The sequence below is a fragment of the Bradyrhizobium sp. 190 genome, from assembly GCF_023073415.1.
In the GTDB taxonomy this organism is placed as follows: Bacteria; Pseudomonadota; Alphaproteobacteria; order Rhizobiales; family Xanthobacteraceae; genus Bradyrhizobium.
Genome location: NZ_JADPJL010000026.1, coordinates 1 through 14,135, shown reverse-complemented (window position 1 = coordinate 14,135; position 14,135 = coordinate 1). Strand labels below are relative to the sequence as shown.

13 protein-coding genes, 1 tRNA gene and 2 pseudogenes are annotated in these 14,135 nt (G+C 61.7%); 10 read left to right on the top strand and 6 right to left on the bottom strand.

What is annotated here, in order from left to right; genetic code table 11:
• Positions 1-25: 25 nt before the first annotated feature.
• Entirely contained in the window at positions 26-961 is a 936-nt protein-coding gene (locus IVB22_RS17630) for a cyclase family protein (protein ID WP_247518586.1), read from the bottom strand.
• 215 nt (positions 962-1,176) lie between these two features.
• On the opposite strand from IVB22_RS17630, the gene IVB22_RS17625 reads away from it, so the two are divergent.
• Positions 1,177-1,392 carry a hypothetical protein gene (locus IVB22_RS17625; protein ID WP_247518585.1) on the top strand — a complete coding sequence of 72 codons (216 nt, stop codon included), beginning with the start codon at positions 1,177-1,179 and terminating at the stop codon, positions 1,390-1,392.
• Here the strand turns inward: IVB22_RS17625 and IVB22_RS17620 are convergent.
• The gene (locus IVB22_RS17620) at positions 1,379-2,260 is read right to left on the bottom strand and encodes a LysR family transcriptional regulator (protein WP_247518584.1); all 882 of its coding nucleotides are present in this window, start codon (positions 2,258-2,260) and stop codon (positions 1,379-1,381) included. The two genes, IVB22_RS17625 and IVB22_RS17620, sit on opposite strands and share 14 nt — an antisense overlap.
• A 103-nt stretch (positions 2,261-2,363) precedes the next feature.
• Here IVB22_RS17620 and IVB22_RS17615 point away from each other — a divergent pair, with 103 nt between their 5' ends.
• Positions 2,364-3,338 (top strand): nitronate monooxygenase family protein, encoded by a 975-nt coding sequence (locus IVB22_RS17615; protein WP_247518583.1) that lies wholly within the window; start codon positions 2,364-2,366, stop codon positions 3,336-3,338.
• A gap of 34 nt (positions 3,339-3,372) precedes the next feature.
• On the top strand, positions 3,373-4,449 hold the full coding sequence (locus tag IVB22_RS17610) for a nitronate monooxygenase family protein (protein WP_247518582.1): 1,077 nt from the start codon (positions 3,373-3,375) through the stop codon (positions 4,447-4,449).
• 30 nt (positions 4,450-4,479) lie between these two features.
• On the opposite strand, the gene IVB22_RS17605 is transcribed toward IVB22_RS17610, so the two are convergent.
• On the bottom strand, positions 4,480-4,644 hold the full coding sequence (locus IVB22_RS17605; protein WP_247518581.1) for a hypothetical protein: 165 nt from the start codon (positions 4,642-4,644) through the stop codon (positions 4,480-4,482).
• 405 nt (positions 4,645-5,049) lie between these two features.
• Between IVB22_RS17605 and gatC the strand changes: the two genes are divergently transcribed.
• From gatC to IVB22_RS17575, 6 genes are all read left to right on the top strand, one after another.
• The gene (gene gatC / locus IVB22_RS17600; protein ID WP_247518580.1) at positions 5,050-5,337 is read left to right on the top strand and encodes an Asp-tRNA(Asn)/Glu-tRNA(Gln) amidotransferase subunit GatC; all 288 of its coding nucleotides are present in this window, start codon (positions 5,050-5,052) and stop codon (positions 5,335-5,337) included.
• 88 nt (positions 5,338-5,425) lie between these two features.
• Positions 5,426-5,638, top strand: a complete 213-nt coding sequence (locus IVB22_RS17595; RefSeq protein WP_247518579.1) for a hypothetical protein — start codon at positions 5,426-5,428, stop codon at positions 5,636-5,638.
• Positions 5,635-7,110 carry an Asp-tRNA(Asn)/Glu-tRNA(Gln) amidotransferase subunit GatA gene (gene gatA, locus IVB22_RS17590; RefSeq protein ID WP_247518578.1) on the top strand — a complete coding sequence of 492 codons (1,476 nt, stop codon included), beginning with the start codon at positions 5,635-5,637 and terminating at the stop codon, positions 7,108-7,110. The genes IVB22_RS17595 and gatA overlap by 4 nt, the downstream gene beginning before the upstream one ends.
• Before the next feature lie 2 nt (positions 7,111-7,112).
• The gene (locus IVB22_RS17585) at positions 7,113-7,406 is read left to right on the top strand and encodes a hypothetical protein (protein ID WP_249805254.1); all 294 of its coding nucleotides are present in this window, start codon (positions 7,113-7,115) and stop codon (positions 7,404-7,406) included.
• Positions 7,403-8,887: an Asp-tRNA(Asn)/Glu-tRNA(Gln) amidotransferase subunit GatB gene (gene gatB / locus IVB22_RS17580; protein WP_247518576.1), complete on the top strand. Its 1,485-nt coding sequence runs from the start codon at positions 7,403-7,405 to the stop codon at positions 8,885-8,887. Before IVB22_RS17585 ends, gatB begins: the two co-directional genes overlap by 4 nt.
• A 1,545-nt stretch (positions 8,888-10,432) precedes the next feature.
• The gene (locus IVB22_RS17575; RefSeq protein ID WP_247518575.1) at positions 10,433-10,699 is read left to right on the top strand and encodes a hypothetical protein; all 267 of its coding nucleotides are present in this window, start codon (positions 10,433-10,435) and stop codon (positions 10,697-10,699) included.
• An 18-nt stretch (positions 10,700-10,717) separates the two neighbouring features.
• Here the strand turns inward: IVB22_RS17575 and IVB22_RS41940 are convergent.
• From IVB22_RS41940 to IVB22_RS17565, 3 genes and pseudogenes are all read right to left on the bottom strand, one after another.
• Positions 10,718-10,834 (bottom strand): annotated as a pseudogene (locus tag IVB22_RS41940) (SEC-C metal-binding domain-containing protein); the annotation flags it as partial.
• A 78-nt stretch (positions 10,835-10,912) separates the two neighbouring features.
• Positions 10,913-11,674 (bottom strand): annotated as a pseudogene (locus IVB22_RS17570) (DUF1186 domain-containing protein); the annotation flags it as partial.
• A 693-nt stretch (positions 11,675-12,367) separates the two neighbouring features.
• Positions 12,368-12,461 (bottom strand) — tRNA-Ser (locus tag IVB22_RS17565).
• A gap of 975 nt (positions 12,462-13,436) precedes the next feature.
• On the opposite strand from IVB22_RS17565, the gene IVB22_RS17560 reads away from it, so the two are divergent.
• Positions 13,437-14,135: porin (locus tag IVB22_RS17560; protein ID WP_247518573.1), on the top strand; the 699-nt coding region annotated here is incomplete at its 3' end.

The following is a 14,135-nucleotide window of genomic DNA, read 5'->3' as shown; positions in this document are numbered from 1 at the left end:
CGCCACGCCCGTTGTCGTGATGGTCTTATCTTATTGCGACCGGGTTGATCATGCTCTGCACACCGCCCTTGAAGCGCGGCTGGCCGAGCACGAACAGGAACTCGTAGGCCTTGTCCTTGGCGAGTTCGGCCGTGTCCATGTTTTCGAGGATGTAGATGCCGTTCATCGGCAACAGGATCTGGTGCACCTCGAAGACGTTCTTGGTCTCGAATGGGACTGCTTCGAGGCCCCAGGTATCGGCGCCAACGGCGACGACGCCCTTGCCGGCGAGATATTTGGCGCCTTCGACGCCGAGACCGGGTTCGCCGGCCCCGAAACGCTTGTCGTCCTTGCCGATCAGGCTGAGCCAGCCGGTGTGGAAGATCACGACGTCGCCCTGGCGGATTTCGACGCCCTGCTTCTTCGCGACTTCCTCGATCTCCTTGGTGTTGAAGGCGGTGCCTTCCTTGACCACGTCGGTACCGTAATGCGCGGCCATGTCGAGCAGCACGCCGCGCGTCACCATCGGCGGGATCTTTTCGACGCCGAGCTTCTTCAGCCCGGTGGGATCAGCGAAGTCGGCGAGCTTGTTGCCGTTGTAATAGACGTGCTCGACGCCGATATGGCCGAGACCGTCGAGCTGGCTGCCGACGCCGACCCAGCCCTCGATGATGTCGTCATTATAGGTGGTCTTGCTCGGTCCGAGGCCAGGAATGCCGGCCTGACCGGGTTGCACGACGGTGATCTTGAAAGCCCGCGGCGGATAGGCGGGGGTCTTGGTGTCGACGGGAATGCCGAGCGCGTAGGTCTTGCCGGTCTTGACGAGCCCCGCTGCCTTCACGACGAGTTCAGGGGTCATGTAATTGGCGGCGCCGATCTCGTCGTTCGGCCCCCATTTAGATTTCGTCCAGTCCTGAGCGCTTGCCGTTCCGACCGTACCCAACAAGGCAACAGAACAGCTCAATACGAACGCAATGCGCATCGCAGTCCCTCCCAGATTGACGTTATGGTTTTTGGTAACTAGCGGCTCATACTAACGTAGTAGTGTGGAGCAGCTAGAAGTTTTTTTAATTCCGGCGTCCGCGTTGCGATCGAACGCTGCAAGGCCGCGAAAGTGTGCAGCGCAAATTGATTTGTTGCAGAAAGATGGCAGACAAGTTTCGTGCGGCGGAATGAATGCGCGATAAGGCCGATTAGATGGATTTACTTAGTTTGTTCGGCCTGTTCGCGGTAACCGCGATGCTTGTGGCTTACGCGCTGGAAGATCGCAGCCACTGGTTCATCCTGGCCTTCGCTGGCGCTTGCGCGCTCGGCTCAGCTTACGGATTTCTGCAGGGCGCCTGGCCGTTCGGGCTGGTCGAGGCGATCTGGGCCGGCGTCGCGTTGCGGCGCTGGCATGTCAGGCGGCGATAACCTCGCCATTGCTGCTCAGGCAGGACGCAAAGCCCTGCAGGGCGCTGTATTGATGGGCCGTGCGGCAGGTAATGAAGAGCGTCTCGACCTTGGACTGCGCCGGGCTCAGCGTGTGAATGCTGACCGTGTCGTTCCGCCCGACGACGGCGCGCGGCAGCAGCGTCACGCCCATGTCGGCGGCGACGCAGCCGACCATGCCGTCGAGCGTGCCGAGTTCGAAACGGGCGGATGACGGCCAGCCGAATTCCGTGAAGACCTGTTCGAGTCGCTGCCGGTAGGTACAGCCGGTACGGAAAACCAGCGCGGTCGGTCCGGACTCAGGCGTGCCCGCGCGCAAAGCGGCAAGGCTTGGCCATCGCCGCGCCGTGACCAGCACCAGTTCTTCCCGAAACGCGACCGTCGCGTCGAGTTCGGCGTGTTCGATTGGACCCGCGACGAATGCGCCGTCAAACGTACCGTTGAGCACACCCGCCACCAGCTCGGCCGTCGTGGACGTCCGCAAGCTCAATCTCACCGCCGGGAAGCGGCGATGGAATTCGGCGAGCAGCGAGGGCAAGCGAACGGCGGCCGTGGTTTCCATCGATCCGATCGCGAGCGGTCCCTTCGGTTCGCCATCGTCGCGCGCAGCGAGCAGCGCCTCACGCGACAGCGCGGCCATCCGCTGCGCATAGGGCAGCAGCCGGCGGCCGGCACCGGTCAGCGTCATGCCGCGGCTGTGCCGCTCGAACAGCGCGGTGCCGATCTCGGCTTCGAGCGCCTTCACCCGCTGCGTGACGTTGGATTGCACGGTGTTGAGTTCGTCAGCGGCGCGCGTGATGCCGCCCAGCCGTGCAACCGTCGAAAAGGTCAGGAGATCGCTCAACTCCATGGTGCCATCGTTTCGTTTTAGAGATGTCTGCATTCTCTAGTATTCATTTTTAGAGAATGATAGTTCGGCCTAATGTCTGTGTCCAGATCTCAGAGAAATAGACATGTCGATTTCCACGCCACTGACCACCCGTTTGGGCATCCAGTATCCGATCCTGTCGGCACCGATGGATGTCATTGCCGGCGCGCGCCTCACCAGGGCAGTCAGCGCCGCCGGCGGGTTCGGCATTCTCGGCGGCGGTTACGGTGACAAGGCGTGGCTAGAGCAGGAAACAGCCAAGCTTGCTGATGTGTCCGATCCCTTTGGCATCGGCTTCATTACCTGGAGCCTTGCGAAACAGCCGGCGCTGCTGGACATCGCGCTTGAAGCCGGCGCGCGCGCGATCATGCTTTCGTTCGGCGATCCAAAGCCCTTTGCGCCGCGGATCAAATCGTCCGGCGCGCTCCTGATCTGCCAGGTGCAGGACGAGGCGATGGCGCGGCAGGCGCTCGATGCAGGCGCCGACATCCTGATCGCGCAGGGAGCCGAGGCCGGCGGCCATGGCGCCTCACGCACCACGATCGACATCGTGCCGGCGATCGTCGATGTCGCAGCCGGCCGGGTGCCGGTCGCGGCGGCCGGCGGCATCGGCGACGGCCGCGGGCTGGCGGCGATGATGATGCTGGGCGCTTCCGGCGTGCTGCTCGGCACGCGCTTTTATGCCAGCCAGGAATGCGACGGTGCCGAGGAAGCGAAACGGCGCATCTGCGCCGCATCGAGCGGCAACAGCGTCCGCGGCATCATCTTCGATCTCTCGCGCAACAATGTCTGGCCGGCGCCGTTTACCGGCCGCTGCCTGATCAACGATCATGCCCGCCGCTGGATCGGACGCGAGGTCGAATTGCTGCAGAACGTCAAAGCGGTCGCCGCCGAATATGCGGCAGCAAAAGCGGCCGGCAATTTCGACATCGCCGCCGTCATTGCCGGCGAGTCCGTCGGACTGATCCATGATATTCCGCCGGCCGGCGAGATCGTTGACAGGATCGTCACCGAGGCAGAGCAGATATTGGGCGGACGGCGTAACTCCGTCGCCGCCTGAGCGCATCCATCCTCAAAAGCAAGCGAGCAGAACCATGTGGCCAGATCGCCGGATCATCGACCTCTTCAAGACCGAATTTCCGATCGTGCAGGCGCCGATGGCCGGCTTCATGGACGCCGAGTTCGTGATCGCGGCGGCGCAGGGCGGGGCGCTCGGCTCGCTGCCATGTGCGATGATCACGGCCGAGAAAGCGCGCGAGCAGGTCAACATCATCCGCCAGCGCGTCTCGGCGCCGGTCAACATGAACTTCTTCTGCCACACGCCGGTCGATGCCGATCCCGCGCGCGAGGCCGGATGGAAGGTGCGGCTCGGCTCTTATTACAAGGAATTGGGTCTCGATCCCGCAGCGCCCGTCAACGCTGCGAACCGTGCGCCTTTCGACGAGGCGATGTGCGCGGTGGTGGAAGAACTGAAGCCCGAAGTGGTCAGCTTCCATTTCGGCCTGCCGCATCCGGCGCTGGTCAAGCGCGTCAAGGCGGCGGGCTGCATCGTGATGTCGTCAGCGACCATCGTGAAGGAAGCGATCTGGCTGGAGGAGAACGGCGCCGATGTTATCATCGCGCAAGGCGCCGAGGCGGGCGGCCACCGCGGCATGTTCCTGACCGACAATATCGCCCAGCAGCCCGGCACGTTTGCGCTGGTGCCGCAGGTGGTTGATGCGGTGAAGGTGCCGGTGATCGCAGCCGGCGGTATCGCCGACGGGCGCGGCATCGCGGCAGCGTTTGCGCTAGGCGCGTCCGGTGTGCAGATCGGCAGCGCCTATCTGCGCTGCCCGGAATCCAAGGTGATCGCGGCGGCGCGCACCGCGCTGGCCCAGGCGCATGACGATTCCACCGTCATCACCAATGTCATGACCGGACGTCCCGCGCGCGGCGTTGCCAACCGCGTCATGCGCGAGGTCGGCCCGATTTCGCCTGATGCCCCGGCTTTCCCCCACGCCGCCACCGCGCTCGGGCCGCTGAAGGCGGCGGCCGAAAAGCTCGGCAAGGTCGATTTCACCAATCTCTGGGCCGGGCAGGCGGTGCGGATGGGCCGCGAGATGCCGGCGGCTGAGCTGACCCGTTCGCTGGCGGGCGCTGCGTTGGCGCGGCTCGGTGCGTTGAGCGGCTAGCTGGCGGCCTGGAGCGGGTTTTGTGCGGTCCTAGTGTGCCGGTTCGTCGCGGTGCACCTCAAGATGCTCAACCGCCAGCGACCGGTAATGCGCCGCCATCTCCTTGTAATGCTGCTTTGAGATCGGATCGGCCGCGCTTTCCGCGCGGCGCTCGAACATTTCCGCCTTTTCCTGCAGGATTTTAGCCTGGGACATAATGGCTCTCTCTCCCGTTGGTCAGGTTAAGCAGCCGAGGTAGATGATCGCGACGCCGAGCACGGTCCCGATGGACCAGAGGGCAGGATCCCAGCTTTCCGATCCGGCGCTGTCATTTTCGATGGTGGACATGACACGGCCTCCGATGTCCTGGCCGCGACTACATCCCTCGACTGGTTCAGGGCGACTACGTAAGGCGGCAAAATGGTTTCGTTAGGCTCGTTTGCGCAGGAAATGGGCGCTTGGCGCTCAAAATCTTGTGCGTTGGGGGGAGGTCGACTTTTGATCTCCAAAAGACGGGTATTCGGCGTCCGAAGGCCCGGTTCGGCCTGTTCCCGCGGTTGCGGCGCAAAAGCGGCCTCTGCTATACGGCGGATGCGAATTCTCCATTCGAGGCCTATATATATGTCTGTTGATGCCGCCACCGTCCGCCGCATCGCGCAGCTCGCGCGAATTGCGGTTACCGAGGCCGAGGTTCCCCACCTTCAGGGCGAGCTGAACGCCATGCTCGCTTTCGTGGAGCAGCTTTCGGAGGTGAACGTCGACGGCGTCGAACCGATGACCTCGGTGACCCCGATGGAAATGAAGAAGCGTGCCGACCTGGTCAATGACGGCGAGATCCCCGACGACATCGTCAGGAACGCGCCCGAGACGCAAAACCATTTCTTCCTGGTGCCGAAGGTTGTTGAATAGGTTCCGTAGCGTTTTCAAGCGAAGTGGGTGCCGGTTCGCGTGAAGAAAAACGCGTCAAACTAAAGATTCTGATGAGATCGGAAGTCCGATGTGTCTGCTCTGCGACGATGAAAAGGCCTATCAGGCCTACATGAACTACCTCGACGCGATGGAGCGGCAGGGCAAGGCCGCCGATCCCGACAAGGCGATGGACGCTGTCCTCGACGAGCTCGAGGCCAATGAAAGGACGCGGCCCAAACCGAACGACCCCGCCAACGACAAGACGCTTTCTCCGTTCTTCTGCAGCCCGATCAATAAATGACTGACCTGACATCGATGACGATCGCGGAGGCCAAGGCCGGCCTCGCGAACAAGTCTTTCACCTCGCTTGAACTGACGGATGCGCATCTCGCCGCAATCGAAGCGGCGCGTTCGCTCAACGCCTTCATCCTGGAGACGCCGGACCAGGCTCGCGCCATGGCGCGTGCGATCGACGCGAAGATTATCAAAGGCGAGGGCGGTCCGCTGGCCGGCATTCCGCTGGGGATCAAGGATCTGTTCGCGACCAAGGACGTGCGCACCACCGCGTGCTCAAAAATCCTCGGCAATTTCGTGCCGCCCTACGAATCCACCGTGACCTCGCAGCTCTGGCGCGATGGCGCCGTGATGCTCGGCAAGCTCAACAACGACGAGTTCGCGATGGGCTCGTCGAACGAGACCTCGTGCTTCGGCCCGGTGGTCAATCCGTGGCGGCGCGAAGGTTCCAACACCACGCTGGTGCCGGGCGGCTCGTCCGGCGGATCGGCATCCGCCGTGGCGGCGCTGCTCTGCATGGGCGCGACAGCAACCGATACCGGCGGTTCGATCCGCCAGCCGGCGGCCTTCACCGCGACGGTCGGCGTCAAGCCAACTTATGGCCGCTGCTCGCGCTGGGGCATCGTGGCGTTTGCGTCCTCGCTCGACCAGGCAGGGCCGATCGCGCGCACAGTGCGTGATTCCGCGATCCTGATGCGCTCGATGGCCGGCCACGATCCCAAGGACACCACCTCGGTCGATCGCACGGTGCCGGACTACGAGGCCGCGATCGGAAAATCCGTCAAGGGCATGAAGATCGGCATTCCCAAGGAGTATCGCCTCGACGGCATGCCGGCGGAAATCGAGAAGCTCTGGACCGAGGGCGCGGCGTGGTTGAAGGCAGCCGGAGCCGAACTGGTCGAGGTGTCGCTGCCGCACACCAAATACGCGCTGCCGGCCTATTACATCGTAGCGCCTGCCGAAGCCTCGTCCAATCTCGCGCGTTACGACGGCGTGCGGTACGGCCTGCGCGTGCCCGGCCGCTCGATCGGCGAATTGTATCAGAACACCCGCGCCGAAGGCTTTGGCGACGAAGTGCGCCGGCGCGTCATGATCGGCACCTATGTGCTCTCCGCCGGCTATTACGACGCCTATTATTTGCGCGCGCAAAAAGTCCGCACCCTGATCAAGAAGGATTTTGAGGATTGCTTCGCCAAGGGCGTCAGCGCGATCCTGACCCCGGCGACGCCGTCGGCGGCGTTCGGCGTCGGCGAGAAGGGCGGCGCCGATCCGGTCGAGATGTATCTCAACGACATCTTTACGGTGACGGTGAACATGGCGGGACTGCCGGGCATCGCCGTGCCGGCCGGCAAGGATGCGCAGGGCTTGCCGCTTGGGCTGCAACTGATCGGCCGTCCGTTCGACGAAGAGACGCTATTCTCGCTCGGCGAAGTCGTGGAGCAGGCGGCCGGCCGCTTCACGCCACAGAGGTGGTGGTAACGATGGCGGATTTCCGCGCCACTCTCGCGGACGCTGCGCCAGCACCTAGCCTGGAACTACCGTTGACTGCATTGTGGTGGGCCGCCAAGGGCGACTGGGATCGTGCGCACAAGATCGTGCAGGACGAGAGTGACGCTGATGCGGCCTGGGTGCATGCGTATCTGCACCGGGTGGAAGGCGATCTCGGCAATGCCGGCTACTGGTACCGCCAGGCTGGCCAGCCGGTGGCGAAGGATTCTCTGGAAGCCGAATGGGAGCGGATCGTGTCTGCGCTGCTCGGGAGTGGAAAAGCATGAACGTGTCAGTCAAACCGGGAAAACTGATCAAGGGCCAGACCGGCGACTGGGAAGTCGTGATCGGTATGGAGATCCACGCCCAGGTCACCTCGAACTCAAAGCTGTTCTCCGGCGCCTCGACCGAATTCGGCGGCGAGCCGAACAGCCATGTCTCGCTGGTCGATGCCGCGATGCCGGGCATGCTGCCGGTCATCAACGAGGAATGCGTCCGCCAGGCTGTCACGACCGGTTTAGGCCTCAATGCGCAGATCAATCTGCGCTCGGTGTTCGACCGCAAGAACTATTTCTATCCGGACTCGCCGCAGGGCTACCAGATCAGCCAGTACAAGTCCCCGATCGTGGGTGAGGGCGAGGTCGAGGTCGAACTGGACGGCGGCAAGACCGCGACGATTGGGATCGAGCGGCTGCATCTGGAACAGGACGCCGGCAAATTGCTGCACGACCAGAGCCCGACCATGTCCTATGTCGACCTCAACCGGTGCGGCGTGGCGCTGATGGAAATCGTGTCAAAACCGGACATCCGCGATGCCGAGCAGGCCAAGGCCTACGTGACAAAGCTGCGGTCGATCCTGCGCTATCTCGGCACTTGCGACGGCGACATGGAGAAGGGCTCGTTGCGCGCCGACGTTAACGTTTCCGTGCGCAAGCCCGGCGGACCGCTCGGCACGCGTTGCGAAATCAAGAACATGAACTCGATAACCTTCATCGGCCAGGCGATCGAGTACGAGGCGCGGCGCCAGATCGAGATCATCGAGGATGGCGGCACGATCGACCAGGAAACGCGGCTGTTTGACCCGAACAAGGGCGAGACGCGCTCGATGCGCTCCAAGGAAGAAGCGCATGACTATCGCTATTTCCCGGATCCGGACCTGCTGCCGCTCGAGTTCACGCAAGGCTACGTCGATGAACTCAGGTCGAAGCTGCCGGAACTGCCGGACCAGAAGAAGGCGCGCTTCATCGAGAGCCTCGGTCTGTCGCCCTACGATGCCGGCGTTCTGGTGGCCGAGCGCGAGAGCGCGGTGTTCTACGAAACCGTGCTCGCCGGCCTTGCCGACAAGGCGCGCGACGGCAAGCTCGCGGCCAATTGGGTGATCAACGAGCTGTTCGGGCGTCTCAACAAGGAAGGCCGCGATATCACGGGCTCGCCGGTGTCGGCGGCGCAGCTCGCTGCGATCGTCGACCTGATCGGCGAGGGCACGATCTCCGGCAAGATCGCAAAAGACCTGTTCGAGATCGTCTGGACGGAAGGCGGCGATCCGCGCGAGCTGGTCGAAGCGCGCGGCATGAAGCAGGTCACGGATTTGGGCGCGATCGAGAAGGTCGTCGACGACATCATCGCCGCCAATCCGGACAAGGTCGCGCAGGCGAAAGCCAAGCCGCAACTCGCCGGCTGGTTCGTCGGCCAGGTGATGAAGCAGTCCGGCGGCAAGGCCAATCCGCAGGCGGTCAACGACCTCTTGAAGACGAAACTCGGCATCTGAAGCGTCCCGTAATGGGACGTTCGCAACGTCCGCGACGTCGCGATCGATGCGCGCGTGCACGCATCGATCATCCATCGCGATCGAAAATTCGCCATGGCGACCGCGAGCGCGCGTCCGAATCGGTGGTCGCGATTCGTCCGGAAAATTCGGTTTTGGCGAGCGTCGGCGACAGTCCAACGCTGTGACCGTGAAAATTTTTTTATTGCCAAACCTCGCGACTCAGAGTCCGTGCGCACGGCTTTTTCACGGAATCATTGAGTCGCTACGACACTGATGTTCATCGATCATTATGATCGTGAATTCAAAAAAACGCTGCAGTAAAAGCGATTCCTGCAATATTGACGAACGTCGACGGTCGTCATCGCGGCACTTTTTGCATTGAGGCGCGAGCATGTTGCGACGTCGTCGACATCGGCGCTTCGCGCGCTCTCACATTGCTGCGTCAACACTTCCTTAAGCGGGACGCTGTTTTTTTGAATGCGTTGGTGTATTCGGGATGTAGTGCATCTCGATTCCCGAGTGCACGCAGCGATTAAGCCATCTCACTTACATTAGGAGGGCAACATGGCCAAGAAAGCTAAGAAGGCAAAGAAGGCGAAGAGCGCAGTGAAGAAGACTGCGAAGAAGACCCGCAAGGTCGCCAAGAAGAAGAAGTAACTTCGCTTCTCCAAGATTGCCGGCGGCTTGATGCCGGCACGTCACACGAGCCCCGGATAAAAATCTAAAGGCTCTGGTCGACGAAAGAGGGTGTCGGCGAGACATCAGGTCAACGGCTGGATCGTATTTCGGAAGAGCGTTCTTTCAAAAGAAGCCCGCTCTTTCAAAACCGGTCCGGCAGAAGAAACAAGTTTTTCTTCGTTCGGTGTGGGTATCCTTAACAACCCGCAATTTCACCGGGGCCAAAGCCCGGCATGAAATCTGGTCCTGACGTGTTCGCCGACGCCCTCGTTCCCCGGAACGTCTCCGTTCCCTGGAACACTCCCGTTCCCCGGAACGCCCGCTTTCGCTGGAGCGCTCCGATAGCCCACGCATCCGGCGTCCGGCGCTGAAGTCTTCCCCAATTCATATTGATCGTTCGCAGGCACCGGTTGTTTGGCGTCCGCCGGTTGCTCCAGGCGCGTCATCGCTCGCGAATTCGGTATCCGGTACGCTGTGAGCGCCCGAATGGTCGCTAAGCTGCTCGACGCCCGATCATCTGCTGGAACCCGTCCATTGCGCGGCGTGTTGCGGCCTGTCCGGTGACGAATGATGATGACACCGACCTTGCAGCAATGGTTATCGTTCCGCCAAACCGCAGGGTAAACCGAACTTCACGATTGGTAACTTCTCGCTGTGCCGCAGGCATTTCTGCGATTTCGTGTTCGACAGCACGATGCGCGCGTTTACATCCCGTTCATCGCGAACCTTAAACTGCCCTTCAAATTTGATCGGTCATGATCATCCCAACAACAGACCGGAAAACGGCGTTGGGATAACGGGAAGTTTGACAAGTGGACAGGGGCCGCGCTCGGGGGAGGGCGGCAACGATAAAAAGGGGAGTTACGGATGTTTCAGGGGCAGATTGATCTCGACGCGGCCATTGCGGTGGAGGCGACGGCGATCCCGGACGTGCTGTTCGAGCGCGGCCTGTACTGGGCGAGTGGCCGTTCCGGCGTGGTGAATCTCGTCGCGGCCCACAAATGGTTCAATCTTGCAGCCCTGAAGGGACGCGCGGATGCCATCTCCATGCGCCGCGAGGTCGCCGCGATGATGTCGGATGCGGAAATCGCCACCGCACAGCGCGAAGCCCGCGCCTGGATGACCGCGCATTGAGACTTCGGGCGGCCGGCGTCACGCCGGCGGCTCGCCATTGGCAAGGCAGCATTTCTTCGCTTTCTTGCCGCTCCCGCACGGGCACGGATCGTTACGCCCGACGTGGCGCCAGGGATTCCTGACCGGCTCGTTTGGGACAAAATCGGTCCACGGGGCTTCTTCGCCGTCCTCGTCGAAGACGTCTTCGGTGTCGCGTGTCCAACTCAGCGACACGAGCACGTCCTCGATGTAACCGAGGTTACCTTGCGTGAACCGATCGATGTCGTCGGGCGCGTATTCGGCTATGGCAAGGTCCTCCTCGAACTGAGGACGATCAATCCATTCCACGGGTATGCGGTCTTCACGAAAGGCATTGTCGACAAGCGGCACCAGGTCGCGCAGACCGAGCAGGGCGATCGCTTGCAGCCAGCCCGCCCAGGCCTGATCGCCATCCTCGGCCGGCCGCTCTTCATAGAACCGAACAAGAAATCCCCGGTACCGATCGCGCTCGATGCGGCCCTCCCATGCCAGGAAAGTCGCCGCGCCGAACAATGCTTCACGGATGAATCCGTCGATCGAGCTATCGGCGATCAAGGCGAACAGGGCGTCGCTATCGTCATCGAACACGCCGGTGACAATGTTGGCCAGGCTTTCAATGACGGTATCGCCGAGCAGAGCGTTGACCTCATCGAACGGCCGGCGCAGCAGGCGCAGGAGCGGCTGGCAGGCTTCTCGGTCGCGCGCACCGCCGAGGATATGAAGCCCGCGGAACAGCAGCAGGCTTTCATCGTCCGACAATTCCTTGCCATCCGCAGCCCGCAGCAGAACGGCGCGCAATTTCGGCGCGGCTTCCTCGATTCTCAGTGTGCAAATTCCGACGGCGAGGTCCGGCAGCTTCGGCTCCGTCGCGACGGCATGAAGGTGGTCTTCGATCGGACCGAGATCAGGCGTGTTCTCGCCATCGCCAAGGATCGCTTCGAGTTCTTGCTTCTTCATGCTGCGCTCCACTGCATGTTGCGGAAGCGATGCCGATCGGATGCTCTCCCAGCCGCAAGAGACGATCCAGCATCGCCGCAAATGGCGCAATGGTATGGCAAAGAAGCAAGGGGCCGCCCCGAAGATTCAACCCTCGCTCGAACTATCTCGCGTTCGAGGCAAGTCCTGCTTTTCGTCCAGGACCACCCCGCTTGACGCATTCAACGACCTCGGTGTCGTAGTAGGGGATGTCGTTATGGGTCGGCATGTTGCAGGGACCGTACCAGGGGTTGGGAACAATCCACATCTCGCAATCGGGGCCCTTTAATTCGGCACGGGTGGCGGCGCGGCATTGAACTTGTCTGCGGGATGGACAGAAGAGGGATGGCGGAGGGAGGGAGAAAGTTCGAACTAGCCCGCTGTCGTGCTGCTTGCCGGGCTGGCGGCCGTTGCTGTGTTCTATTTTTCTCCACGCGCCTGGCGAGAGCAAATGTTCGGGCCCCGACGCAGATTTATGTGGGCTGCGCCGGGACCGCCCGCTCCGCCGATAATCTGAAGGGGGCTGGGAACCGGCAGGCGAGCATATTTATATAAACACAACCGTAGCGATTGGCTAGTGCAGTTTGTGCCAAAATAGAATCCCTGTGTTGCAAGGTCTTCTTTCACGTCTGGCGACGTGGGATCACGTTGAGGTACAAGATCGTTTGAGGGGGATGGCGGAGCCGGAGGGATTCGAACCCTCGATAGGGCTTTACAACCCTATAACGGTTTAGCAAACCGCCGCCTTCAGCCACTCGGCCACAGCTCCATCAGCGCGGATATGCCTGACGCGAGGGCCCGCCGCAAGCGGCAGATTCAGATTACGCCGAGGCCATTTAGAGGCGCTGTACGCTTCGCGCGCATTCTTCACGAGTGGCCGATATCCCGTGTCGCGCGTTTAGGCGCATCTTTCCGGGCTCTGTGGTCTCGATGACACGCAGACGACTCAGCAATCGGCACGGCGTGCGCGACACTAGACCTGATCCCTTCGGGAGTTTTCGCCGTGTGTTGCCGCACGCACCGCGTCGAAATCGCGGGAAATTGATTCGATGCCGCGGCGGACCGATTCAGTTCCACGCAAATCACGGTTCTAGGTCGCTGCCCGCGAGCAGCGGGATGTGTCGTACCCCATAGATGCATTTCAAGCCCGAGAAATGCCCGGCTTCCATCATCTTTCGCCGGTTTTGGCCCTGGTTGGGCGCCCGTCGACGGTCCGGGCACCCTTTGCTGCCTGCGCCCGCATGCGATGAGCCTCATCCGTTGTCTCTATAATAGGCGCGGAATCGCCCGCTGCGGATTCGGCGGACCCGCCTTCGATTCGATGCGAGAGGGGCGTGCTGGCGGGCAGCGAGCCGCTTGTTGCGGTGCCCACAACAGTCATCGGGTGTCAACTGGGCCTATTCAAAATTATTCAGTAGAAGCAATAGCTTGCAGGGAAACTTCGATCACAAACGCGTGTTATTTGTGCAACACCCTTGGGAAAAGGGGTGGGGCCACGCCGTTCGAAGCGGTTCCTTTGTTGCGTGTGCAGGAGTCCTCGGTAATTGTGATCGAGCGACGGAGGGGGGGCATCCCGAGGTCGTCCCGTTTTAGGTGGTTCGCTTAAGTCCCTCGCGTTCATGCGGGAGTGTCCGAAGGCGCGAAGCGACTAAGCGGGTTTCAGGGGATTAAGGGAACCAACCTTAGGGTGTCATGCACCCAGCGGATCCGGAACCTTCCCTACAGAGCAACTTGGAGGTTTAACATGAAGATGGTTAAGGGCTTTATGCTCTGCTCAGCGGCGGGTCTTCTCGCTATGAGTGGAGCGCAGGCGGCTGACCTTCCCGTAAAGGCCAAAGCGGTCGAGTACGTGAGGATTTGCTCCCTGTATGGTGCGGGTTTCTTCTATATCCCGGGCACCGACACCTGCATCAAGCTGGGTGGTTACGTTCGTATCGACACCACGTTCAACGGCGGCATCTACGGTGGGCCGTTCTGGTCGGGGACCAATGGCCAGGGAAATCGCTTCCGCGATAATTTCAACTCTCGTTCTCGTATGGCGATCACGGTTGATACCCGCACCGCCACTGAATACGGCGTTGTCCGCACCTTCGGTCAGGGCGACTTCCAGTTCAACAACTTCGGAAGCAGCAACCCGAGTGACTTGGCCGCGTTCCCGGCCGGCGCTTCTAACGCGCTCAACGTCGCGGGCGGCGGCTATGTCGCAGTTGAAATGGTGTTCATCCAGTTCGCAGGTTTCACCTTCGGTAAGTCGGCTTCGGCCTACGCGACGCCCTGGAACGGTTATCCGGGCAACAACAACTCGTTCTTGATGGGTGGCCCGGACTACGTCACCGGCGTCAATAACATCCAGTACACTGCGCAGTTCGGTAACGGCGTGTCGGCCACCATCGGCCTCGATGATCCGACCGTGTTCAACCGCACCTCCGTGCTGAACCTGGGC